Annotated in this window: 18 protein-coding genes; 4 read left to right on the top strand and 14 right to left on the bottom strand. The window is 70.5% G+C overall.

The features are described from left to right. Positions 1-610: 610 nt before the first annotated feature. From RHODO2019_RS06085 to RHODO2019_RS06050, 8 genes are all read right to left on the bottom strand, one after another. Complete coding sequence (locus tag RHODO2019_RS06085; protein ID WP_265384103.1) at positions 611-1,573, bottom strand: DMT family transporter; 963 nt, start codon at positions 1,571-1,573, stop codon at positions 611-613. Between the two features lie 213 nt (positions 1,574-1,786). Then, entirely contained in the window at positions 1,787-2,002 is a 216-nt protein-coding gene (locus RHODO2019_RS06080) for a hypothetical protein (protein WP_265384102.1), read from the bottom strand. A 113-nt stretch (positions 2,003-2,115) separates the two neighbouring features. Then, positions 2,116-4,563 (bottom strand): heavy metal translocating P-type ATPase, encoded by a 2,448-nt coding sequence (locus RHODO2019_RS06075; RefSeq protein ID WP_265384645.1) that lies wholly within the window; start codon positions 4,561-4,563, stop codon positions 2,116-2,118. Between the two features lie 67 nt (positions 4,564-4,630). Then, positions 4,631-4,882 (bottom strand): heavy-metal-associated domain-containing protein, encoded by a 252-nt coding sequence (locus RHODO2019_RS06070; protein WP_265384101.1) that lies wholly within the window; start codon positions 4,880-4,882, stop codon positions 4,631-4,633. Between the two features lie 138 nt (positions 4,883-5,020). Beyond that, positions 5,021-5,254 carry a hypothetical protein gene (locus RHODO2019_RS06065; RefSeq protein ID WP_265384100.1) on the bottom strand — a complete coding sequence of 78 codons (234 nt, stop codon included), beginning with the start codon at positions 5,252-5,254 and terminating at the stop codon, positions 5,021-5,023. Further along, positions 5,251-6,285 carry a cytochrome b gene (locus RHODO2019_RS06060; protein WP_265384099.1) on the bottom strand — a complete coding sequence of 345 codons (1,035 nt, stop codon included), beginning with the start codon at positions 6,283-6,285 and terminating at the stop codon, positions 5,251-5,253. Before RHODO2019_RS06060 ends, RHODO2019_RS06065 begins: the two co-directional genes overlap by 4 nt. Positions 6,286-6,344: 59 nt before the next feature. Continuing rightward, complete coding sequence (locus RHODO2019_RS06055) at positions 6,345-6,884, bottom strand: hypothetical protein (RefSeq protein WP_265384098.1); 540 nt, start codon at positions 6,882-6,884, stop codon at positions 6,345-6,347. A 934-nt stretch (positions 6,885-7,818) separates the two neighbouring features. Continuing rightward, positions 7,819-8,115, bottom strand: a complete 297-nt coding sequence (locus RHODO2019_RS06050) for a hypothetical protein (RefSeq protein WP_265384097.1) — start codon at positions 8,113-8,115, stop codon at positions 7,819-7,821. A gap of 495 nt (positions 8,116-8,610) precedes the next feature. Between RHODO2019_RS06050 and RHODO2019_RS06045 the strand changes: the two genes are divergently transcribed. From RHODO2019_RS06045 to RHODO2019_RS06035, 3 genes are all read left to right on the top strand, one after another. Further along, positions 8,611-8,925 carry an HAD family hydrolase gene (locus RHODO2019_RS06045; protein ID WP_265384096.1) on the top strand — a complete coding sequence of 105 codons (315 nt, stop codon included), beginning with the start codon at positions 8,611-8,613 and terminating at the stop codon, positions 8,923-8,925. After that, complete coding sequence (locus RHODO2019_RS06040) at positions 8,922-11,366, top strand: glycoside hydrolase family 65 protein (protein WP_265384095.1); 2,445 nt, start codon at positions 8,922-8,924, stop codon at positions 11,364-11,366. The genes RHODO2019_RS06045 and RHODO2019_RS06040 overlap by 4 nt, the downstream gene beginning before the upstream one ends. A 363-nt stretch (positions 11,367-11,729) precedes the next feature. Further along, positions 11,730-14,501, top strand: coding sequence for a heavy metal translocating P-type ATPase (locus RHODO2019_RS06035; RefSeq protein WP_265384094.1), 2,772 nt, complete (start codon positions 11,730-11,732; stop codon positions 14,499-14,501). An 84-nt stretch (positions 14,502-14,585) separates the two neighbouring features. Here RHODO2019_RS06035 and RHODO2019_RS06030 read toward each other — a convergent pair whose 3' ends face one another. The 4 genes from RHODO2019_RS06030 to RHODO2019_RS06015 all read right to left on the bottom strand — a co-directional run bounded on the left by RHODO2019_RS06030 (position 14,586) and on the right by RHODO2019_RS06015 (position 17,089). Continuing rightward, positions 14,586-15,731: an NAD(P)/FAD-dependent oxidoreductase gene (locus tag RHODO2019_RS06030; protein WP_265384093.1), complete on the bottom strand. Its 1,146-nt coding sequence runs from the start codon at positions 15,729-15,731 to the stop codon at positions 14,586-14,588. Then, positions 15,728-16,090 (bottom strand): hypothetical protein, encoded by a 363-nt coding sequence (locus RHODO2019_RS06025; protein WP_265384092.1) that lies wholly within the window; start codon positions 16,088-16,090, stop codon positions 15,728-15,730. The genes RHODO2019_RS06030 and RHODO2019_RS06025 overlap by 4 nt, the downstream gene beginning before the upstream one ends. 320 nt (positions 16,091-16,410) lie before the next feature. Further along, entirely contained in the window at positions 16,411-16,812 is a 402-nt protein-coding gene (locus tag RHODO2019_RS06020; RefSeq protein ID WP_265384091.1) for a hypothetical protein, read from the bottom strand. A gap of 148 nt (positions 16,813-16,960) precedes the next feature. Then, positions 16,961-17,089 (bottom strand): hypothetical protein, encoded by a 129-nt coding sequence (locus RHODO2019_RS06015; RefSeq protein WP_265384090.1) that lies wholly within the window; start codon positions 17,087-17,089, stop codon positions 16,961-16,963. A gap of 778 nt (positions 17,090-17,867) precedes the next feature. On the opposite strand from RHODO2019_RS06015, the gene RHODO2019_RS06010 reads away from it, so the two are divergent. After that, entirely contained in the window at positions 17,868-19,295 is a 1,428-nt protein-coding gene (locus RHODO2019_RS06010) for an ABC1 kinase family protein (protein ID WP_265384089.1), read from the top strand. Positions 19,296-19,480: 185 nt separating this feature from the next. On the opposite strand, the gene RHODO2019_RS06005 is transcribed toward RHODO2019_RS06010, so the two are convergent. Together RHODO2019_RS06005 and RHODO2019_RS06000 are read right to left on the bottom strand one after the other, a co-directional pair. Further along, positions 19,481-20,806 carry an APC family permease gene (locus tag RHODO2019_RS06005; RefSeq protein WP_265384088.1) on the bottom strand — a complete coding sequence of 442 codons (1,326 nt, stop codon included), beginning with the start codon at positions 20,804-20,806 and terminating at the stop codon, positions 19,481-19,483. Between the two features lie 44 nt (positions 20,807-20,850). Further along, positions 20,851-23,292: a plasma-membrane proton-efflux P-type ATPase gene (locus RHODO2019_RS06000; RefSeq protein WP_265384644.1), complete on the bottom strand. Its 2,442-nt coding sequence runs from the start codon at positions 23,290-23,292 to the stop codon at positions 20,851-20,853. Positions 23,293-23,347: the final 55 nt, after the last annotated feature.

Below are 23,347 nucleotides of genomic sequence, written 5' to 3'. Positions count from 1 at the left end.
TCCCGACCGGACGACCGCGTGCAATCGGAGAACCATCGACACCGGTATTGACGGCGGCCGGCGGAGGGCTGCTCGAGTCCGCCGAGGATGGCGGTTCGGCCCTACCCCGTCCGTCTGCTGGCTCGACGTGCGGCTCGTGCCGGATCCAGGGACAACACGGAGCACCGTCGAGACGTTCACCTCCCCCACGCCTGTCACCGAGGTGCAGCCTCGAACTGGTGATGAACGTCCCAGCCGGAACGTGGGGAGGTGCGACGGCCATCGGGATCCACACGGTCTGATCTGCCCCTGCCTCGGACGTGACTTCGACTCTTGCTTCGTCGGGACGTCAGCCTGACCGACCTGGTCGTCGTTCTGCTGCGTGGTCACGAGTGCGAACCCTCGGTCCGGCGTCGGCAACCACGCTGCTCCCGAACCGGGCGCCCCAGCCCACGGGGCGCACGACACCGAAGCTCGAGGGCAGTGTTGAACCGGCGGTACGACTACCGAGGCTGCGGCCCAGCTCTGGGTCGCGTCAGAGATCCTGGCTCGTGCCCGAGCGGCCCACCAGGACGTCGCCGGCCCGGCGACGCAGGGTGCGTCCGAGGGTGATGAGCTCGGTCACGTCAGGTCAGTGCGCGTCCTCGGTCGTCGTGGCGTCGGGCCGGCACGCTGCGCACAGCACACCCGGAGGCCCGGCACCGGGAACGGGTTGCTGGGTGAGCGCCAGCAGCATGGCGACCAGCACCAGAGCGATGCCGACGCCCGTCCATGGACCTGGTCGTTCACCGAGCACCACCATGCCGAGCAGCAGGCCGAACACGGGAATCAAGAACATCCACATCGTCAGCGAGGACAACGCCGACCGTTGTGCCTCCACGAACCAGGCCAGCGTGGTTGCTGCGGTGGCCACCAGTCCGAGGAACGAGAGCACGAGGACGAACCGGGGGGTCCACGAGATGTCGGGAGGACCTTCCACGGCGAGGGCGGCCCCGGCGAGCACCAGCCCACCGACGAGGAGGTGAGCCGCGCTGGTCACCACGACATCGAGGCCACCCAGGGTGCGTACGATCAACGTGCCCGTGGTCACTGCCACGGCCGCGAGCAGCGACAGCAGCGCCCCGGAACCGCCTCCACCGGGTAGCGCGACCATCAGGAGCCCGCCGGACCCGACCAGCAGCGCCATCCCCGTCCGTGCCGTGATCCGTTCCCGGAAGAGCCACCACCCGGGCAGCAGGATGAGCAACGGCTGGGCGTTGGCCAGCACGGCGGCAACACCGGTGGCCAACCCGGCGACGCCGGCGAACATGGCCGCGAACGCGAGGCTGACGTTGACCACCCCGAGGACGACGATCTTGACCCACGCACCACCGGCGGGTGGCAACGGTCGCCGCTGCCAGAGGGCGACGGCGGCCAGAGCGGCACCACCGAGCAGCGCCCGCAACGCGGCGAACCACAACAGTGGAGCGTCCCGCAGCCCCCACTGGATGAGGAGGAAGCAGGCACCCAGGGCGGCGGTGATCCACAGCATCCGCAGCGGTGCCGGACGACCGGTCAGCGCCGGCGCATCTGCGCGCGCCAGTGAGGCTGTCATCGCTCACCCGGCGGCGAGGCACCGTCGGTCCGCCACCACTGATGCCTGCGTCTGTCCATCAGCACGGGATGTCGAGGGTCCAGCGAACCCGGCCGGACCAGCAGCACACTGGCGACGACCGACGCCGGCGGCGGCGCCAGGTCGAGCAGCGTTCGCGCTTCGTCGTTGGCGTGCCTCCGCGCTGTCGGGATCGTCCCGACCTCGTTGATGACGTCACCCCCGCCGGTCGCTGTCGACCCGACCGAGCCCATCCAACCGGTACCGACGGCGAGCCAGCACCGCGGTGTTCGACGTACGGGCCGCCCACGCCCAGCACACGATCGCGGGCAGGCTCAGGATCAGTTGCGACAGCTCCTCTCGCAGCCCGAACGGTGGCGCCACGGTCGAGCTGAACAGCTCGCGGCCGGCCCCGAGGAACACGGTGATCACCTGCCCTTCCACCACGCCGAACAGCTGAACAAGTGCACCGGAACGTGGCGGGAGGACCTGCGCTGCCGGAGTGGCGGTCGCGCGTCCTCACGCCGACTGCGCTCACAGCGCCGTCAGGCGACGACCGCCCTGTCGGCCGACTCGGTCTCCGCAGGTGGAGCCGCTGCCGCCGTGGCCGACTCGTCGGGACCATGCGTGATCGAGAGCTTGGTGCGCTTCATCAACAGTGCGTTGGCAGCGACGATCAGCGTGCTGCCCGACATGGACAGCGCGGCCACCGCAGGGCTGATCACGAACGGGAAGAGGACACCTGCGGCAACCGGAAACGCGAGCACGTTGTAGCCCACCGCCCAGGCAAGATTCTGATGCATCTTGCGCAGGGTCACCTTCGACAGCTCGATCGAGGCAACGATGTCGTACGGATCGCTCTTCATCAGCACCACATCGGCGCTCTCGACCGCCACGTCCGTGCCGGCGCCGATGGCGAAGCCGACGTCTGCCTGCGTGAGCGCGGGCGCATCATTGACACCGTCGCCCACCATCCCGACCTTCTTGCCGGTGGCCTGGAGCTCCTTCACCTTGTCTGCCTTCTGGCCCGGCAGAACGTCCGCCAGAACGGTGTCGATGCCGAGATCCGCAGCGATCCGCTGGGCGGTACCAGCGTTGTCGCCGGTCAGCATGATCACCTCGATACCACGCTCACGCAGCTTGGCCACGGCGGCCTTGGCGGTTGGCCTCGCCTTGTCGGCGATGGCGATGAGGCCGATGACCCGATCGTCCTGGGCCACGTGGACCACGGTGAGACCCTCGTCCTGCATCCTCGTGGCCTCGGCCTCGAGGGCACCCAGCTCGAGCTTCTGCGTGTCCATCAGCAGTCGATTTCCGAGGAACACCGTGCCGTCGACGGTCTCCGCCTGCGCGCCCATGCCGTTGATGCTCTTGAACCCGGTCGGCGCGACGACGGAGAGGTCCGAGGCACGGGAGAGGATCGCCTGCGCAAGCGGGTGGGCCGACCCCTGTTCGACCGCGGCGGCGGCAAGCAGCAGCACGTCGTCCGTGATGCCTTCCGCGGTCACCATCTCCACGACCTGAGGCTTGCCGAGGGTGAGGGTTCCTGTCTTGTCGAAGACGATGGCGTCGAGTCGGGTGGAGTCCTCCAGCGCCGAGGCATTCTTGAAGAGGATGCCGTTGGCGGCACCCATCCCGGTGCCTATCATCACCGCCATCGGCGTGGCGAGCCCCAAGGCATCGGGGCAGGCTATGACGAACACCGTGATGGTCAGCGACACAGCGAACAGCAGCGGTTCTCCGGTCCACCAGAACCAGAACGTGAAGGTCGCCAGACCGATGGCGATCGCTGCGATCACGAGCCACTGGGCGGCCCTGTCCGCGAGCAGCTGCGACGGCGCCTTGGAGTTCTGCGCCTCCTTGACGAGCTTCACGATCTGCGCCAGTGCGGTATCGGCACCCACTTTCGTCGCCTTGTAGCGGAAGCTGCCGCTGATGTTGATCGTCGCGCCGATCACCGTGGCCCCGGGGCCCTTCTGGACCGGCATGGACTCGCCGGTCAGCATGGACTCGTCGACCAGCGACTCGCCGTCCTCGACGGTGCCGTCGACCGGAATCTTGTTGCCCGGTCGAATCACCACGACGTCCCCTGCCACCACGTCGGCCGTCGACACCTCGACTTCTTCACCGTCGCGAAGGACATTGGCCTTCGGCGGAGCGAGGTCCATCAGCGCCGTGATTGCGGTCGAGGCCCCGGAGCGGGCGCGCATCTCGAGCCAGTGGCCGAGGAGGATGAAGATCAACAGGAGGGCAACGGCCTCGTAGAACTGCTCGCTGTCGAAGAAGAAGGTGGCCCCGACGCTGTAGAGGTATCCGATACCCACCGACAGCACGACCAGCACCGCCATGTTGAGCACACCGTTCCTGACCGCGCGCCAGGCGGCGATGAAGAACGGCCAGCTCGGGTAGACGACGGCAGCGGTTGCGAAGAAGAACAGCCACAGGTTCAGATCGAGACCGAACGGCGGTCTGGGCGAGGTGAAGAGGCCAATCGGGGCGTAGACCAGGATCGGCACGGTGAACACGAGCGCGATCCAGAAGCGGTTGCGCATGTTGCGGACCATGGTCGGCAGGTCCATGCCGTCGCCGTGACCCATCTCCTCCGCCATCTCGGCTGATTTGGCAGGCTTTCCGGGCGGCGCCGGGTGCCCCGTGTGGGCTTCGGCTGCGTGCGGCGATGGCGCAGCACCAGTCTTGCGATGGGAATTGGGCGCCGCCTCCACCGGGTCCACCGCAGGAGCCGTGCGTTCGGGTGGGTCGCTGGGTCCATCGCCCTCTCCCGCGGCCGCTCGAGGCTTGTCCTGACGGTGGTTGATGGCTGAGGTGATGTCGCCGACCTCGAGCCGGGTCTCGTCGTAGCGGACGGTGGCGCTACCGGTAGCAGCGCTGACCTTCACGCTCTCGACCCCCGGAACCAGGCGTATCCGCGACTCCACTTCGCTCAAGCTCAACACGGCCAACATCTCGGGGACGTCGATAACGCTCGTCTTCATGTCTTTTCCTCCGGCGGCTTCATCGTGCACCTGCCTGGTCAAGGGTCCGGTCAGAGTGGGCCGGCCGTCATCGATCGGGTGCTGCCGCACACATGTGCTTCGGCAGCTGCTCACCGCTGCAGTGATAGCCGCACGTCCGTACCTTCGCGCTTATCTCCCGGAGGCCCACCACCCGCTCGTCATAGGTCACGGTCGCGCTGCCGCTGACGTAGTTGACGTCGACCTTCTCGATACCCGGCAACCTCCTGAGCTGTTTCTCGACGCCGCGGGCGCTCAGCGCGGACAGGATCCCGCCTACGTCGACGTTGCTTGTGGTCATGGCTGCTTCCCATCACTTCATGGACGAGTCCTCGCGGGTGCTCCCGTCCGGCAGTAGTTCGTCTCGCACCACGACACGGGCCACCCGGGTCGTCGTGGTCATGGGCCCGCCTCTCGGCTTGCCTGACCGGCAGGAACCTCACGCTTCTGCCGACTCGTGTTGGTGTGGTCGTCCGAGGGCGAGCATCACGCGGCAGGTGAGGGTGGCTGCGAGGGCCAGGACGATCCCTGATGCGGCGACGGTCAGTCCGGTCCATGTCCCCGGTGGCCTGGCCAGGGCGCTGGTCAGCGACCCGGTCGCGAGGATCGTGGTGGTGAGCAGGACCCAGAAGGTCCGGCGGGCCCTTGCTCGGGTGTGGTTCATGGTGCTCATCCGCCCATCCCGAGGTGGTCCTTGGTGGCGAGGAACTTCAGCAGGATGGTCAGGGTGATGATCACGACCAGGAACACGGTCAGCAGTGTCATGGCGACCGGGCGCCGCCGCCAGTAGCGCTCGCCGCTGCGGTCGACGAAGGGGATGACGACCAGCAGGCCGAAGAAGATGAGCTCGCCGTAGATGATGGCGGGCAGCCCGAAGAAGTTCTCCAGGCTGTAGAGCCACCAGAAGTTGAGGGGGGGTGTGGTGACCTCGATGCCCTGCACCGGGCGGGCTCCGAGACCGGGTGGGAACACCACGGCCAGGATCCCGATGAGGCCGAACAGGGCCAGGCCGAAGGAGCTGATGCGGCGCAGGTGGTGGGTGAACGGTTCGGTGGGCTCGGCGGCGGGGGCTTGATCCCCACGGCCCTCGCTGGGCAGGGCCGGATGCGGGGAGATCTTGTGCTTCTTGACCAGCAACATGTGCAGCGCGACCAGGACGAGGATCAGCCCGGGGATGAACACGACGTGGGCGGCGTAGAGCCGGATCAGGATGGGCACGTTTCCGGCGAAGGTCGGGGAGAACCAGAACCCGACCCCGCCGAGCAGCTTGCCGACCTCCAGGTTGTGCCCCAGCGCCTCGAACGACTCCTGGTCCCACTTGAGCACGGTGCCGGTGAAGATCGCCAGGGTCACCAGCCCGAACATGGCCACACCCACGAGCCAGTTGGCTTCGCGGGGCCGCTTGTAGGACCCGGTGAGGAACACCCGCAGCATGTGCAGCGCCGCGGTCACGTACATGGCCTGCGCAGCCCAGAAGTGGACCCCCCGCACGAAGCGACCACCCCACACCTGCGTCACCAGGTAGCGCACCGACTGGTTCGCGGCCTCGGGGACCGGGTTGTAGAACTGCACCAGGACGATTCCCGTGGCGATCAAGATGACCAGTGCCGCCGCGGTCACCCCACCCAGGCTCCAGGCCAGCTTGTTGGCGTGCTCGGGCACCGGGTACTCCAACGCCCTGATACCGAGGCGCTCATCGACCACGTCGAGGGTACGGCGGGTCCTGCTCACCCGCGGTGAGGCAGGTCGTTCCTCGACACGGGTCACGACCGGGGTCCTTCCGGAGAGGTGCGGGAGGTGCGGGACGAGGGGGAGGTGCGGGAGGTGGGGGAGGTGCGGGAGGTGGGGGAGGTGGGGGACGGGTCCGTGGACGGGTCCGGGTCCGACCCGGTGTCCGGGGCACCGGCCAGCCCCCGCCGGAGCTCAGCCAGGTTCTCCGCCGGGCGGAACCACAGCGCGAGACCAACCCCCACGACCAGCAGCACCAGCGACACCGCACCGAAGGTCCAGTCGGTACCGGTCAACGAACCCCGCCCCGGCAGCGGCTCACCCACCACGGTGGTCCCCGTCTCCTCCCCCGACGCCGGCTCCAGCTGCCCCACCGCCTCGGCGATCGAGAGCTGCAGGGTCTGCTGGGCCACCACGACCTCACCGGCGGTCAGCTCAGCCTGCGCCTGCCCCACCAGGGCAACGTCCACCCCGTCCTGGTCAGGGCCACCGAGAGCCTCCCCGATCTTGGCCTCGGCCGCGGCGACCCCCTTCGGGCCCGGGTCCTGCGCCAGGTGCCCCAACGCCTGCTGCACCAGGACATACCCCTCCGGGGCACCATCCCCACCCCCGTGCGCCCACGCCGGACCAGTCGACACCACACCGACCAGCAACAGCCCCACCACCACCGTCCCCCACCGGCGCGACACCACCCACCACCCACGACACCGGGACGGGCTGAAGAACACCGGCCACGGGAACACGACCCCGAACCGTGCTGTGGCTGAACGTGCCTGCTGCATGACGACACCCTGTTCTCCACCGCTGCCCCTGATCCAGTGTCGAAGGTCCCCTCCAGGACAGGCCTGTTGGTACGCGGCCACGAAGTGCCGCCGCGGCACGCGAAGCAGGTCGCCCACCTGCGTCGAGGCGTCGAGGCGTCGACGTGGGGTCTCGGACGAACCCCGCCGGCGCACCGGGTGGTCGTGCAGTGCCGTCTCGGATGCGCGGACGGGCTCGGTGGCGATGGGCATCGCAGGACCACGAGGACGACGTCGCCGCGGCGACCCGAGCTCGCCCCAGCCCGGCAGGGTGGGGCGACCCGGATGGGCGGCGGTCAGCGCTCCAGGGGCTCTGGGGCGAGCCGGCCGAGGGGGGTGCCGCCGGTGGTGAGCTCGGTTCGGCTGATCCGCTCCCACACGGTGGGACCCCCGCCATCGCCGCAGGTCGGGTCGCTGATGCGGTCGACCACACAGCTGCGCACGGCATCCGTGGTGCCGACCGCGGTTCAGCCCCCGGCGGGGCAGCCACGCCCGAGGGATCCGGCACCGGCCCGCCGCGGCGAGGTGCTGCCCCTCGAGCTTGGCGAGCACCGTGCCTGCCGGCCGAGCTCGTCACTGACGAGCCGGGCGGTTGATCTCCACAGGACGGGCGGAGGCGATCAGCCCGGCGTCCAGGCGCACGAACGCCTCGCGCTCCCCGTGGCCCTCGGCCACCCACCCCATCGCAGCAGCGGTCCCGCGTTGTACCTCACCAGGTCCGCCGGTTGCCGTCGTCGAACTTCTCCTCCTCGCGCTCGGTGGGCACGTCGGTGCCGTGTCGGCCGCCACGCGCGTCGCCGTCCATCCCGCCCATGTCGTTGCCGCCCCCCGTGCCACCGCCGCTCATCCCGCGCATCATGAAGAACATCATCGCGAAGCAGAACCCCAGGAACACCAGCAGGAACAGCCCTCCCCCGCCGAACGCACCCCCACTGCCGGTGAACAGCACCACTGCGCCGACGAGCACCAGACCGCCCATGAGGTACAGATGGGTCTTGTGGTTCATGACACGACTCCTCCTCCGCTGCGCAGCCATCCGCCCGCAGGATCATGAGATCTGTCGACGGTCGCCGACTGGTCGCCACTCTGCGGCGGGCAGGCACGGACGGATCAGAGGCAATGGACTCGCGTGCCCGGGACCAAGGACCCACCTGCGGCGCGTTCCTGCGCACCACCACCGCCGGGCACGGCGTGCGGCTGCAGACGGTGTCGGCCAGGTGGTGGCCAACCTGACGGTGGTCACGGGGGGATCCCGACCGTCTCGCGGGCGGGTGCGGGCGGGGCCGTGGTGACGGTGCCGAAGGACCAGAGACGCCGGCGGGGCGGATACCGCTCGCGAGCCACCGCGCCACCCAGCCGGATCGTGACGAGCACCGGTTGTCGGTCCCGACCCGCCATGACGCAGAGCGGAGACGGGACGTTGTCCTCTCCCCCGGTTGGCCGGTCGCGGCCACGCTGCCCAGGGGGCGGTACCGGTACCGCCCTCGAGGAGGTAGCTGGTGTGACCACGTACGAGACCCCCACCACCGCACTGACCCCACTGGGGTGGTCGCCGACGCCCGCGATCTACGTGCAAGGTCCGCGCTCGGACGGCTTCCGCTCCACCGCAACGGATCTCGAGATCGAGGCTGCCGCGGCCACGGTGCTCCAGGACGCCGTGACGGGGGTGCACGCCGGTCGCACGGGCGGGCAAGGCCACGTCGTCGAGGTCGACCGCGGCGGTGCCGGCACGGCGAGACGGGTGGCGGGGGCAGACGCGCTGGTGGGCGACCTGGCTGCGCTGTCGTCTCCGTCGCGCCTGGAGGTCACCAGGTGATCGGACACCCCGCCTGCCCGGTCGAGCCCTGGTGCCTGCGCGCCACGTCCCTCGATCTTGGCGTGCTGGCGCAGTTCGAGTCGCTGTTCGCGCTGTCCAACGGCCACCTCGGCTGGCGCGGCACCCTGGACGAGGGGGAACCCGTGGGCCTGCCCGGCGCCTACCTCGCCGGAGTGTTCGAGCTGCGTCCGCTGCACCAGGCCGAGGCTGGCTTCGGCTACCCCGAGGCGGGCCAGACCATCGTCGGGGTGACCGACGGGACCCTGGTGCGCCTCACCGTCGACAGCGAGCCGTTCGACGTGCGCCGGGGGGTGCTGCACTCCCACGAGCAGGTGCTCGACCTGCGGGCGGGCACGCTGCGGCGCACCGCGGACTGGACCTCTCCGGCGGGCCGCCGCGTGGTGGTTCGCTCGGAGCGGCTGGTGTCGCTGACCCAGCGTGGTCTGGGGGCGGTGTGCTGGTCGGTGCAGGCCCTGGACGGCCCGGTCCGCGTCGTGGTGCAGTCGGAGCTCGGCGTCACTGCGCCGCCGTCCGCCGCCGGTGGTGATCCGCGCAGCGCCGCCGGGCTCACCGCGCCACTGGTGGCACAGACGCACACGGTGACCGACGGCGGCGTGCGACTGCTGCACCGGACCCGGCTCAGCGGGCTGCTCGTCGGTGCGGGTACCTGGCACGACGTGACGGGTCCGCCGGGAACGCGCACCGACGTGGCGTGCACCCCGGACGTCGGGCGGACCACGGTGACCGCCACCCTCGCAGCGGGCCAGCAGCTGGGGCTGACCAAGCTGGTTGCCCACGCCTGGTCGGGGACTCGGAGCGGGGCGGCCGTGCTCGACGAGGTCGACGCCGCGCTCGTCGTCGCGCAGGGCGTCGGGTGGGACGGCCTGCTCTCCACCCAGCGCACCTACCTCGACGACTTCTGGGACCGGGCCGACGTCGTCCTCGAGGGGGACGACGAGCTTCAGCAAGCAGTGCGCGTCGCGCTGTTCCACGTCCTGCAGGCCGGCGCCCGGGCGGAGTCCCGGGCCATCGGGGCCAAGGGTCTCACCGGCCCCGGCTACGACGGCCACACGTTCTGGGACACCGAGATCTTCGTCCTGCCGGTGCTCGACCACGTCGCTCCGCAGGCGGCGGAGCAGGCGCTGCGCTGGCGGCACACCACCCTCCCGCTGGCCCGCGATCGTGCCCGGGTGCTGGGTCTGGCGGGGGCGGCGTTCCCGTGGCGCACCATCCGCGGGGAGGAGTGCTCCGGCTACTGGCCCGCCGGCACCGCCGCCTTCCACATCGGCGCGGACATCGCCCACGCCGTGCTGCGCTACGTCCGCGCCACTGGCGACACCGCGTTCGAGGCCACGGTCGGGGTCGACCTGGTGGTGGAGACCGCTCGGCTCTGGGCGAGCCTCGGGCACCACGACGGCCGTGGCGGCTTCCGCATCGAGGGCGTGACGGGTCCCGACGAGTACAGCGCCCTGGTCGACAACAACCTCTACACCAACCTCATGGCCCAGCAGAACCTGACGGCCGCAGCGCACCTCGCCCGTGCGCACCCCGGTCGGGCCGCTGCCCTCGGAGTCACCGCCGAGGAGCGGACTGCGTGGGAGGCGGCCGCGGCTGCGGTCGTGGTGCCCTACGACGAGGGACTCGGGATCCACCTGCAGGACGATGCGTTCTGCGACCACGAGCGCTGGGACTTCGCCGCCACCCCGGCGGAGGACTACCCCCTGCTGCTGCACCACCACTACGTGGAGCTCTACCGGCGGCAGGTGGTCAAGCAGGCCGACCTGGTGCTCGCCATGCAGCTGTGCAGCGGTGCCTTCACCGACGAGGAGAAGCGCCGCAACGTCGAGTACTACGAGGCGATCACCGTGCGCGACTCCTCGCTCTCGGCCGCTCCGCAGGCGGTTCTCGCCGCGGAGGTCGGCCACCTCGAGCTCGCCTACGACTATCTCGCCGAGGCGTCGCTGGTGGACCTGCACGACCTGCAGCACAACACCCGCGACGGGCTCCACCTCGCCGCGCTGGCCGGGTGCTGGACCGCGCTCGTGGTCGGGTTCGGGGGCATGCGCGACGACGGCACCACGGTCTCGTTCACCCCTCGGCTGCCGCCGGGCACCACCCTGCTGACGTTCTGCGTCGCGATCGACGGGCACCACGTCAAGCTCGACATCATCCCTGCCCGCACGCGGTACACGCTGCTCTCCGGCCCGCCGGTGACGATCCTCGACCACGGCACGCCCGTCGTCCTCGACGCCGGGATCCCAGTCCACAGACCACCGGCCGCCGCGCGAAGCCTTCCGGCCCCGCAGCAGCCGACGGGGCGGGCGCCGGTGCCCCGCGCGCCACACCGCACCCAGAGCCAGCACCGAGCCGGACTCCACGGAGGTGGTGACGTCGAACGCACCCACGCCTGCGCACCCCGGTGGCCGAGCCCTGGCCGGTGATCGGCCTGGTACACGGGGAGGACGACGGGGTGCACGGGATCCGCACGATGCACGCGCTGCTGAAGCTGGTCGCCCGAGGCGCCCTCCTGTCGAAGGACCTTTGACTCTGGGCGGCGAGGCGGCTGGCTGTCACCGTCGGTAGGGAGCTTCACCGCCGATGCTGGAGCCAGGGTGGACACCGATCACGGGTTGTGGTGACCGCAGCCGAGCTGTGGTCACTGGAGCAGTGACGGACGTCGTCGTGGACCGCCACGCGCGCCAGGACGTTCTCAGGTCCACCGGGAAGAGCCAAACCTGTTGGTGGACATCACCGTTCGCTCTAGATCGAGGGTGACGGGTCGCGTCTCGTACGAAAGGTAGCCGATGAGCGGTAGCGAGGTACTGGTCGTTGTTGGTGCCGTGGTTCTGACCGGCCTGCTGGGGTGGTACTTCTTCGGCCCGAAGAAGTCCCGGCACGCCGAGCTGGGCGACGGTGTGCAGAGCATCACGGTGACCGTGAAGGGCGGGTACAGCCCCGACGTCATCCAGGTCGCGCTGGGCGTGCCCGTGCGGCTGCTGTTCGACCGCCAGGAGTCTGGCGACTGCTCCTCGCGGGTGGTCCTGCCCGACTTCCGGATCAACCAGGCGTTGCCGGCGTTCGCCACGACAGCGGTGGAGTTCTTGCCCGAACACGCCGGGAGCCACGAGTTCGCCTGCGGCATGAACATGATCCGTGGCCGGCTGGAGGTCGTGCAGGGCGACGGGCAGCCGGGTGGTGGTGCAGCGGTGGCTGCTCCTGCGTCCAGGGCGGACGGTGCGGCGGAGTCGGTGCGCACCGTCTCGGACGGCTCGACCAGCGAGGTGGCCGCGGACCCCCCGGGTGCGCTGGCCGGCGCGGACACCTCGGAGGAGGAGGAGCGGGAGCGCAAGGCCGAGATCTCGGACCTGACCCGACGGGTCGTCTTCGGTGCGGTGCTCACGGCACCGGTGCTCTTCGCGGTCATGCTGGTGGAGATCTTCGGCGTCACCTGGATGCCGGGACTGCTGATGAACCGCTGGTTCCAGCTGGTCCTGATCACACCGGTGATGTTCTACACCGGCTGGCCCATCCACCGCACCGGGTGGCTGGCGTTGTCGCACCGCACCGCGGACATGAACTCCCTGATCACGTTGGGCACGATCGCGGCCTACGGCTACAGCGCGGTGGTCACGTTCTTCCCCGGAGTCCTGCCCACCAGCGTGCGCGAGGTCTACTACGAGGCTGTCGGGGTGATCATCACGTTGATCCTGCTCGGACGGCTGTTCGAGACCAAGGCCAAGGCCGGTACCGGCGAGGCGATCCGCACGCTGATCGGGCTGCAGCCCCGCACCGCCCGGGTCATCCGCGACGGACAGGAGGTGGAGGTGTCCATCGACGACGTCGTCGTGGCCGACGTCGTGGTGGTACGGCCCGGCGAGAAGCTCCCGGTGGACGGCCAAGTCGTGGAAGGCCGATCCGCGGTGGACGAGTCGATGGTCACCGGCGAACCGATCCCGGTGGTCAAGTCCCCCGGGGACACCGTCATCGGAGCCACGATCAACCAGACCGGGTCCTTCCGCTACGAGGCCACCAAGATCGGCGCGGACACCATGCTCGCGCAGATCATCAAGCTGGTCCGCCAGGCACAGGGCTCCAAGGCCCCGATCCAGCGCCTCGCGGACCAGGTGTCCAGCTTCTTCGTCCCGGTCGTGATCGGCCTGGCGATCTGGACCTTCGTGGTGTGGGCGCTGCTCGGACCTCCACCCGCGTTCATCTTCGCTCTCGTCGCCGCCGTGTCGGTGCTCGTCATCGCCTGCCCGTGCGCGCTCGGCCTGGCCACCCCGTTGTCGATCACGGTCGGCACCGGCAAGGGCGCAGCCGCCGGCATCCTCATCCGCTCCGCCGAGGCCCTGGAGACCGCGCACAAGCTGGACACGATCGTGCTCGACAAGACCGGCACGATCACCGAGGGCACTCCCGCCCTCACTGACGTCCTGCCGGTCAACGGATTCACCGCGGACGAGGTCCTTGCGCTCGTGGCGTCGGTCGAGGCTTCCTCCGAGCACCCGCTGGCCACCGCGATCGTCGCCGGCGCCGTGCAGCGCGAGCTGACCGTGCCGCCGGCCACGGCCTTCGACTCCATCACCGGGCAGGGCGTGCGCGCCCTGGTCGGAGGCAGGGAGGTGCTGGTCGGCAATCGGCGACTGCTGGCCGCAGCCGGGATCGAGGATGACCCGCTGCGCGCGGACAGCGAGCGGCTCGCCTCGGACGGCAAGAGCCCCATGCTGGTCGCCGTCGACGGGCGCGCCGCCGCAGTCATCGGCGTCGCCGACACCGTCAAGGCCGGCTCGGCCGGGGCGGTGGCCGCCCTGCACGACCGGGGCATAGAGGTGGTCATGATGACCGGGGACAACCGGATGACCGCCGCCGCGATCGCACGTCAGGTCGGCATCCGGCGGGTCCTGGCCGAGGTGATGCCCGAGCACAAGGCCGCCGAGGTTCGCCGACTGCAGGCCGAGGGGCGGGTCGTCGGCATGGTCGGCGACGGCATCAACGACGCCCCCGCCCTGGCCCAGGCCGACGTCGGCTCCGCCATCGGCACCGGCACGGACGTCGCTATCGAGTCCTCCGACCTCACCCTGATCTCCGGCGCCCTGTCCGGCCTGGTGACCGCCATCGACCTGTCCCGGGCCACGATGCGCAACATCCGGCAGAACCTGGTGTTCGCCTTCCTCTACAACGGGGTCGGCATCCCGATCGCTGCCGGTGCGCTGTACCCCGCGTTCGGCGTCACGCTGAGCCCGGTCATCGCCGCGGGCGCCATGGCGCTGTCGTCGCTGTCCGTCGTCGCCAACGCCAACCGCCTCCGCGGCTTCACTCCCACCGTCATCCCCGACCACGCCCAGGTGGAGGCCACCGACCCGGTGGTGGAGATCGGGCGCGACCAACCGAAGGAGAACGACATGAGCGACGCAAAGATGGTGACCGATCCGGTCTGCGGCATGAAAATCAACCCTGCTGACGCGGCCAGCAGCACCGAGCACGCCGGCCACACCTACTACTTCTGCTCCGAGGGCTGCGCCCAGGCCTATGCCGCGAACCCCGGAGCTCATACCCCCGCGACCAGCACCACCTGACGTTCGAGGTGACCCGCAGGGCGCGGGCAGTGGAGCTGGTTCCACCTGGGGGCGGACGACCTGGGCCGGAGCCAGCTCTCGTCGTCATCTCCGGGCGGCCCAGGCGAATCGGGCCAGGTCGGTGATGCTGACGGTGCCGTCGCCGAGCGCGACCGACAGCACCTGCTCGAAGACGCGGTCATCCCGCCCGCAGGCCCGCACAGCGGTCTCGATGGTGCGGCGCCGGTCCAGCAGCGGGTACAGCGTGCGCACCTGACGCTGGTGACGGCCGAACCTGGCCTGCAGCGCCCGCGCGTGGTGCGCGCCGGCGTCTCTGGCGCCGGTGGCCGCTCCGGCGAGCGCGCCGGTGGCCAGCGCGTAGAAGATCCCCTCGCCGCTGAGCGGGTTGATCTGGCTGGCCGCGTCACCGACGAGCAGCACACGGCCGGTCACCGCCCGGGGCGTGCGGCTGCACAGCGGCAGCAGGTGCCCGGTCATCGGTGTCGACCCGACCGCCAAGCTCGGCAGCAGCTCGGTCGCCCGGTGCATCAGCCACGCCCTGCTGGTGGCCGGACCAGCCTGCCCGTAACCCACGTTGAGCGTCGCCCGGGCGGTCGGGAACGCCCAGGCGTAGCTCATTCCGCCGCCCTGAACCGGGTCGAAGCGCAGGTACAGCTCGTCGGACCCGGCCGGTGCGGGGACGTAGCCGCGGACGGCCACAGCCATGTGCCTGCCCCGGTTGGGTGCTTGCCCGGTGGCGCGGCGCACCGTGGAGCTGGCCCCGTCCGCGCCGATGAGCACGGTTGCGGTGCAGGTCCCGTCGACCACGACCCGGTCGGGGTGCTGGTCGATCTCGCGCACCCGGTGCTGGCGGAAGACCGCGCCCGCGGCGACGGCGGCGCGCAGCAGCCGGTGGTCGAGCTCGGCGCGGGGAACGACGTAGCCGGGATCCGGTGGTGCGCCGGACACGTCCGCACCGGAGGGCGCGACCAGCCGGAACCTCGTCACCCGCTCAGCAGGCCGGAGAACATCTTTCAGCCCCAGGCCGGCGAGCTCGGCGACGGCGTCGGGGCCGACGCCGTCGCCGCACACCTTGTCCCGGCCCGGTGGTGCCCGGTCCAGGATCAGCACCCGCGCGGAGGGTCGGAGACGAAGGGCACTGATCGCCGCGGCGCAGCCGCCCGGACCGGCACCGACGATGATCACGTCGAACACCTCGGGCGCCGAGGTGCCGCCCGGTCGCGGGTTCACGACGCCGCCTGCAGCCGGGCCGGCGCGGGTGCCGCGGGCGCGGCGAGGGGACGGGCGTCCCAGCCGGGTCGCAACGGCACTCCGCTGTGGCCGTCGGCGGAGCGGACGGCCAGGCTCTGGTGGACCTGGAGGTCGCCGGACTCGAAGCCCAGCGCGGATCCGGCGAGGTAGAGGTGCCACACCCGGACCTCCGCATCCTCGAGTTCGTCGGGTGTGCCCGTGCCGAGACGGGGTCGGCGCGCACGTGCGCTCGTTCCGCCCCCGGCCGGGCCGGACGTGCTCCCACCACCGGTCGGCAGCACCACTGCACCGACGAGCACCAGACCGCCCACGAGATGCAGATGAGTCTTGTGGTTCATGGCGCGATTCCTTCTCCGCTGCGAAGCCCTCCGCCCGCAGGACCGGGACAGCTGACGACCTTCACGCGCCGTCGCCACGTGGCCCTTCCGGGTGGGCCCGTGCGGGTGCAGGGGCGTTCACCCGAGCCTGCTGTGCCGGCAGGGTCGGGCCCACGGCCGTAGGGCCGGTTCCCGGGGGACCTCCGACCCTGCCGCGCGGCGTCCGGGTCTGGTGGTCCCGCGCCCCGGTCGCGGGACGCCACGTCGACGCCTGCGTGGTGGTCGACATGTTCTTCCGCCACATCCTCGGGGTGCAGGTCCACTCCCGGGAGACCGTGCCGTCAGCCCGCGGGGCGGGCGAGCGCGTGCGCGGCAACCCGGAGGGAGAGCCCGGCCAGGGGCAGCTCGACCGCGGCAGCGAGCACCAGCGCCACCACCAGGCCAGACCCCACGGAGGTGGTGACGTCGAACCAGGCGTCGGTGATCAGCATCGCCGCGGTCGCCGCGGCCGTGAGCACCAACCGGGGACTACGACGCATCGCCAGGACACCTGTCGCAAGCATCACCCCGCCCAGGCCCACATCGAACCCCACCCACGCCAGCCCGTAGTGCGGGGCGACGTGACGGGTCGGCAGTCGTAGCACCAGCACCACGATCCAGCCGAGCAGGCCTGCGGTGAGCAGCAGGTAGAGCCGACCGACCTCGCCGGACCTGCGGCGTGGGAACAGGCGAGCCGTGCTCATGCGCGGCGACCCCCGGAGTGCAGCGCCGGCTGTCGCAGGCGCACCTGGTTGCGCCGCCCGCCGGCGCCCCGGCGCAGCGGAGAGCGGGCCCGGTGGCACAGTCGTGGTGCGGGTGACGAAGCTCGGTGTCCTCGCCAGGGTCGAGTGGTCACGGCCGGTCGTGGGTGCGGGCGGAGCTGACCGGTGGGACTCCGGCGGGGCGGGTGGCGCGCCGGTAGGTCAGGGTGACGGCGCCGAGGGCGAGGAAGGCAAGCACGCCGAGCCGTGCGCTGAGCACGGGGCCCAAGCACACGTCCCCCCAGGCCCGCACCACCGGGGACACGCACCTCGGCGCCCAGCGCCGTCGCTGCCACGGGACTCGACGAGACGGTCACCATGCTGCCTCCGACCCTCCGACCCCGACCGTGCGGGTTCGCGACCGAGAGCACCCACGCTCCCCGCTACGACCGCATCCACACAGGGTCGAAGGTCACACCGGCAGGACCCGAAGACCCTAGGAGCTGACCGCGGAACCGGACAGGCTCAGGGGGACGTGGCCCGACCACTCGAGGAGGATTCGTGACCGAGCATCGATCGACGTCGGAGCTGGAGGTCGAGGCACACCGCCGAGCTGGGTGCCGCTGCGGGGACAGGTGAGCTTCGCGGACACGACCGCGACCACCGGAGTCCCAGGCCCTCCGAACCGGGGCGGGACGCCCCGCGAGTGCGTGGCCCGCGGCGCGGTGGCCGGCAACCACCACCGCGTGCGTCGAGCACCGCGAGGTCCCGTCGCCCGGCGACACGGTCGTGGTGGACATCGCATCGGAGGTGTCGAGCTGCCCTCCGGGATCCGAGCCGTGGCTCGTCACGAAGCGAGGCGCTGAGCGATGAACCCCGTCGCTGCAGACCCACGTCACGTCCTCCGGCAGCTCCGGCGCGCGGCGCAGATCGCCACGATCCTGTCGGCGAGCGAGTTCTCCTGGCTGGTGGCGGCGCTCGGCCTGCGCGTTTGTGTCGACGTCGGGTGTCGAGTGCTGTGCACGGGGCGCCTTCGTCAGTGCCACCACCATGTCGAGATGGATGTGCCGCTGCCGGACCGGATGCGCCGGGTGGTGGAAACCCTGGGCCCGACCTTCGTCAAGATCGGGCAGATCGTCGCGATGCGCCCGGACTACGTGCCGACCGAGTACGCGCTGGCCCTGCGGAAGCTGCAGGACCACGCCGAGCCGTTCGGGTCCGAGTCGGCCCGGCGGGTGGTCGAGGCCGAGCTCGGCCAACGGTTGGACGAGCTGTTCGCCAACTTCGAGCCGGAGCCGTTCGCGGCAGCGTCGCTGGCCCAGGTCCACCGCGCCACGCTCCCGGACGGACGTCGCGTCGCGGTCAAGATCCAGCGTCCCGGGGCGGGCAGTCAGATGCGGGACGATCTCGAGCTCCTCGCGTTCCTCGCCCGTCGGCTGGAGCGCCGTGCTCCGGAGGTCCTGGGTTTCCGACCCTCGGCCATGGTCGCCGAGCTCCGTGACACGACGCTCCGGGAGCTGGACTTCCGGCAGGAGGCCCGCACCTGCGAGCGGGTCGGCAGGTACTTCGCCGGCCGCGACGACGTCGTCATTCCGTGGATCGACTCCGACCGCAGCACGGAACGCGTCCTGACCATGCAGCTCATCGAGGGTGTCTCCCCTGCTCCCGCCGCGGTCCTTCTCGAGCAGGGTCTCGACGTCGACCGGCTGCTCGACACGGGTGCACGGGCCATGCTCGAGCAGCTGTTCACGCTCGGTCTGTTCCATGCGGACCCGCATCCGGGAAACCTGCTGTTCCTGCCCGGCGACCGGGTGGCCTTCCTCGACTTCGGCATGTTCGGTCGCCTCAACACACGCAACCGGCGCAAGCTGGCGCTGATGGTGTGGGCGCTGGTGCAGGGTGATTTCGACGCGGTCGCAGGCCAGCTCCTCGACTTCGCCACGCGGGCTCCCGGAGCCGACCCCGAGGCGTTTCGCGACGCGCTCGACGACGTCGTGCAGGACTGGTACGCGGGAAAGGCCAACGCGTCGATCGCACGCCTGCTGGTCCGCGAGCTCGGGCTCGGCGCACGGTTCGGGATCGTGTTCCCGCGCGATCTGGTTCTCGTCGCCCGCGCCCTGGTGGGACTCGAGGCGACAACCACGCTGGTGGTTCCCGAGCGCTCGTTCCGCGAGCTGCTGGAACCGCTCGTCGGTGACATCCGCGACGCGGTGCTGCCCAGCGTGGCCCAGCTCAAGGACGTGCTCGAGCACCACCGGTTCGACTACCTCCAGCTGGCGCTCGACCTGCCCGACCTGCTCGGCGACCTGCTGCCCGACCTCGCCCGCCGGTTGAGGAACGGGCCGCCGAACCCGGTTGAGCTGCAACGGGAGCCGATGCCGGACCGGCCCTCCCCGGGCTGGCTCCTGCTCGCCGCCACCACCACCGGGGCCGCCGCCGGGTGGCTCGCCGCGGCAACGGCACGTGGGCGGGGATCGTCCGCCTGACCAGCCCGGCAGGCCTCGGGCCACGACAGCCACCGAGGGAAGGACGAACACCCCCGCCAGCCGCGCGATGCCGTGATGGATGTCGGTGTCGCTGGCGGTGTTCTCGACCACGTGCAGCAGGGGCAGTGCCAGCCAGCGCGGCTGGAGGTGTGCGCTGATCCGGCCCGCGCGGTGCCGGCGCTGCCTCACATGTCCATCGTGTCGTCCTGGCGGGTGTGCGAGCGCATGAAGAGCCGCTCCCCGAGGACGATGAGGATGATGCCGCCGCCGGCGGCGTAGAGGGTGGTGGCGTCGACCGAGGCCTTGACCCACACGAAGGCGCCCAGGACCACCAGGTCGAGGACGATGGCTGTGACGACGATGGCCGGCGCGAAGGAGACGCGCGCCCGGAGGTGGCGAAGCAGACCCCAGTGGATGGCGATGTCCATCAAGAGGTAGTAGATCGCACCGAGGGCGGCGATGCGACTCAGGTCGAACAACGCGGTCAGGGACATCGCCAGCACGACGGTGTAGACGGTGGCGTGGGTGCGAATGGCGCCCGGCAGCCCGAAGTGGCGGTGGGGCACCTGTCTCATCCGCGTGAGCATGCCCAGCACGCGGGAGGCGGCGAACATGCTCGCCATGACCCCCGATGCCGTCGCGACCACGGCAAGCGCCACGGTGAACCAGACGCCGCTGGCGCCGAACGCCGGCCGGGCCGCCTCGGCGAGGGAGAAGTTCTCGGCGGCAACGATCTCGGAGAGGGTGAGGTTGCCGGCCACGGCAGCAGCGATGGCCAGGTAGACCACGCCGCAGACGGCCAGCGAGATCACGATGGCCCGGCCCGTGTTGCGGTGGGGATCGACGATCTCGCCACCACTGTTGGCGATGGTGGTGAACCCCTTGTAGGCGAGGATGGCCAGGGCGACCGCGGCCAGGAACCCCTCGGGAGAGACATCGACTCCCGCAGCGGATGTTCCGTTGGTGAAGTTGGCGGCCTGGGCGAACCAGAGTCCGGCGATGGCGAACAACCCGAGACCAAGGATCTTGACCGCAGCCATGGCGCGCTGGCTGGCTTCGACTGCCTTGTTCCCGGCAACGATCACGAGGAACGCCACCGCCAGGAGCCCGACCCCCAGGGCGGGCACCCAGAAGGCGGCCGGCTGCAGGCCGACGATCTGGAGCACGTACGAGCCGAACGTGCGGGCAACCAGGCTCTCGCTGATCACCATCGAGACGTACATGAGGATCGCGAACACCCCGGTCGTCGTGCCGGGTCCGTACTGCTCGCGGAGGAACACCACGATGCCCCCCGACGACGGGTAGGCGTTGGCGAGCTTCACGTACGAGTACGCGCTGAACCCGACGACCACAGCGGCAGCGATGAACGCGAGCGGGAACAGGTCGCCGGCGAGACGGGCGGTCTGCCCGGTGAGCGCGAAGATCCCGGCGCCGATCATGACCCCGGTACCGAGCGCCACCGCTCCCGACAGGCTCAAGCTGCCCGGCACGTCCTCGGGGGTCTCGGACACGTGCCGTCGCCGCGGACCGAGCCCGGGACCGAAGCGTGGTCGCATCATCCGCCCGCGCTGACGTGCTCGGTCGACGCCGTCTCCACATCCGTGCCGGCGGGGTTCTCGGCCGGGTCCAGTATCCGGTAGGCCAACAGCTTGATGCGATCGCTGGCGAGCGCCCAGACGAGCGCGTAGGCCCACACGAAGGCGGCCCACCCCCAGCCCAGCGGGGTCATGAACAGGCCGTAGACGGCGATGAGGGTGGCGATCACCTGGGTGCCCACCACCGCGAGCACCAGCACCCGGGCGGGGCGGATGGACCAGAACGGTCCGCGGGTGCGGGTGAGGAAGATCGTGAGGTGTCCGGCGACCGAGAGCAGCAGGTACATCATCGTCTGGAGGCGATCACGCTCGATGTCGAAGACGCGGTCGCCCAGGTAGAACAGGCCGAAGGCCGCGATCGGCCCGACGACGCCCAGCACCGTGGCGATCCCGAGCACCAGGCGCATGTTCCACGCCTCGGGCTGGTTGCGGTAGCGCACCTTGTCGTAGGCGATCGAGAGGATGGCGCCGTCGTTGAGCAGCGCCAGCATCACGATCATGATGGCGGTGACGGGGTAGAAGTTGAACACAAGGATGGTGAGGGTGACGAAGATCAGCACCCGCAGCGTCTCCGCGATGCGGTAGATGGCGTAGCTGTTCATCCGCTGGAAGATCTTGCGGCTCTCCTTGACCGCGTCGACGATGACCGACAGCCCCGGGGTGAGGAGGACGATCGCGGCGGCCGCGCGGGCGGCGTCGGTCGCGCCGGAGACGGCGATGCCGCAGTCGGCCTGCTTCAGTGCGGGGGCGTCGTTGACGCCGTCGCCGGTCATGCCGACGATGTGGCCGCGCTGCTGCAGGACGTCGACGATGTGGTACTTGTGCTCGGGGAAGACCTGGGCGAACCCGTCGGCGGTCTCGATGGACTCTGCGACCGCGTCGGTCTCCGTCTTGTGCACGTCGCCGAGGCCGGCGGCGTCCAGGACGTTGGTACCGAGGCCGACCTTGGCCGCGGTCTCCTTGGCGATGGCGATCGCGTCGCCGGTGACCATCTTGACCGCGACGCCCATCTCCCGGGCAGTGGCGATGGTGGTCTTCGCGTCCTCCCGGGGCGGGTCGAACAACGGCAGGACGCCGAGCACGTGCCACGGCCCGTCGCCGTCGGCCCGGGCCACGCCCAGCGAGCGGTACCCGCGCCTGGCGAAGTCGTCGACGGCCTCGTCGACGCCCGCGCCGACCTCGTCCTGGTCGTCGACCAGGGCGAGGATGACCTGGGGGGCCCCCTTGGTCACCTTGAACGTGGGCTTGCCCGCGGCCTCCACCGTTGCCTCGGTGCGCTTTCCGACCGGGTCGAAGGGTTGGAAGTGGGTCACCGTGTAGCCGTGCAGGTCGGAGGCGTCGCCCAGCCCGCCCAGGACGGCGAGGTCGATGGGGTCGTCGTTGTCGGCTAGGGAGGCCAGGGCGCCGGCGAGGACCACGTCGGCCGCGGCGGTGTCGCCGACGCTGAACGCCTCGCCGAGGGTCAGGGAGTTCTGGGTCAGCGTGCCGGTCTTGTCGGCGCAGAGGATGTCGACCCCCGCGAGCTCCTCGATCGCGACCAGCTTGCTGACGACGGCCTGCTTCGTGGCGAGCAGCCGGGCCCCCACGGCCATGGTCACCGAGAGCACCGTGGGCATCGCGACCGGGATCGCTGCGACGGTCAGCACCAGGGCGAACTGCAGGGTGGTCAGGAGCTCGTCACCGCGCAGCAGCGACACGACGACGATCACCGCGACGAACGCGCCCGCGAGGACGATGAGGTAGTTGCCGATCTTCAGGACAGCCTTCTGGAAGTGGCTGACCGTGTGCGCGTCCTCCACGAGCTCGGCGGTCTTGCCGAAGTAGGTGTCGGTGCCGGTGGCGTAGACCAGGGCGCCGATCTCGCCCCGGCGGACGACCGAGCCGGAGTAGACCGCGTCCCCGGCCTTGCAGGTCGCGGGAAGGGACTCCCCGGTGAGCGCGGACTGGTCGACCTCGATCTCGTCGCCGTCGAGCAACCGGGCGTCCGCCGGGACGATGTCCCCCAGCCGCAGCCGGATCACGTCACCGGGCACCAGCTCACGGGCAGCGGGCGTGACCCACTGCCCGTCGCGTCGCACGCGGGCGTTGATCGCGAGCTTGGCCTTCAGCGCGTCGATGGCGTTGCCGGCCTGGCGCTCCTCGGTGAAGCCGACGACCCCGTTGGCCAGCAGCAGCACCAGGATGATTCCGAAGTCCGCCCAGTGCCCCACCGCGCCGGACAGGATCACCGCAGCCTCGATCATCCACGGGATCGGGCCCCAGAAGTAGGACAGGAACTTCACCAGCTGGTTGGTCTTGTGGTCGACGATCTCGTTCGGCCCGTAGCGCTCCAGCCGCTGCGCGGCCTCGGCCTGGGTCAGCCCGTCGGGCGAGCTGTCGAGCTGGGACTCCACCTCGGTCATCGACAGGGTCTTCAGGTCGTGCTCCGGGTCCGGCTTCGTGCCGGGCGGAGAATCA

The sequence above is a fragment of the Rhodococcus antarcticus genome (genome assembly GCF_026153295.1).
GTDB lineage: Bacteria > Actinomycetota > Actinomycetes > Mycobacteriales > Mycobacteriaceae > Rhodococcus_D > Rhodococcus_D antarcticus.
Note: the sequence above shows the minus strand (reverse complement) of the source record. Positions and strands in the feature narration are given on the sequence as shown.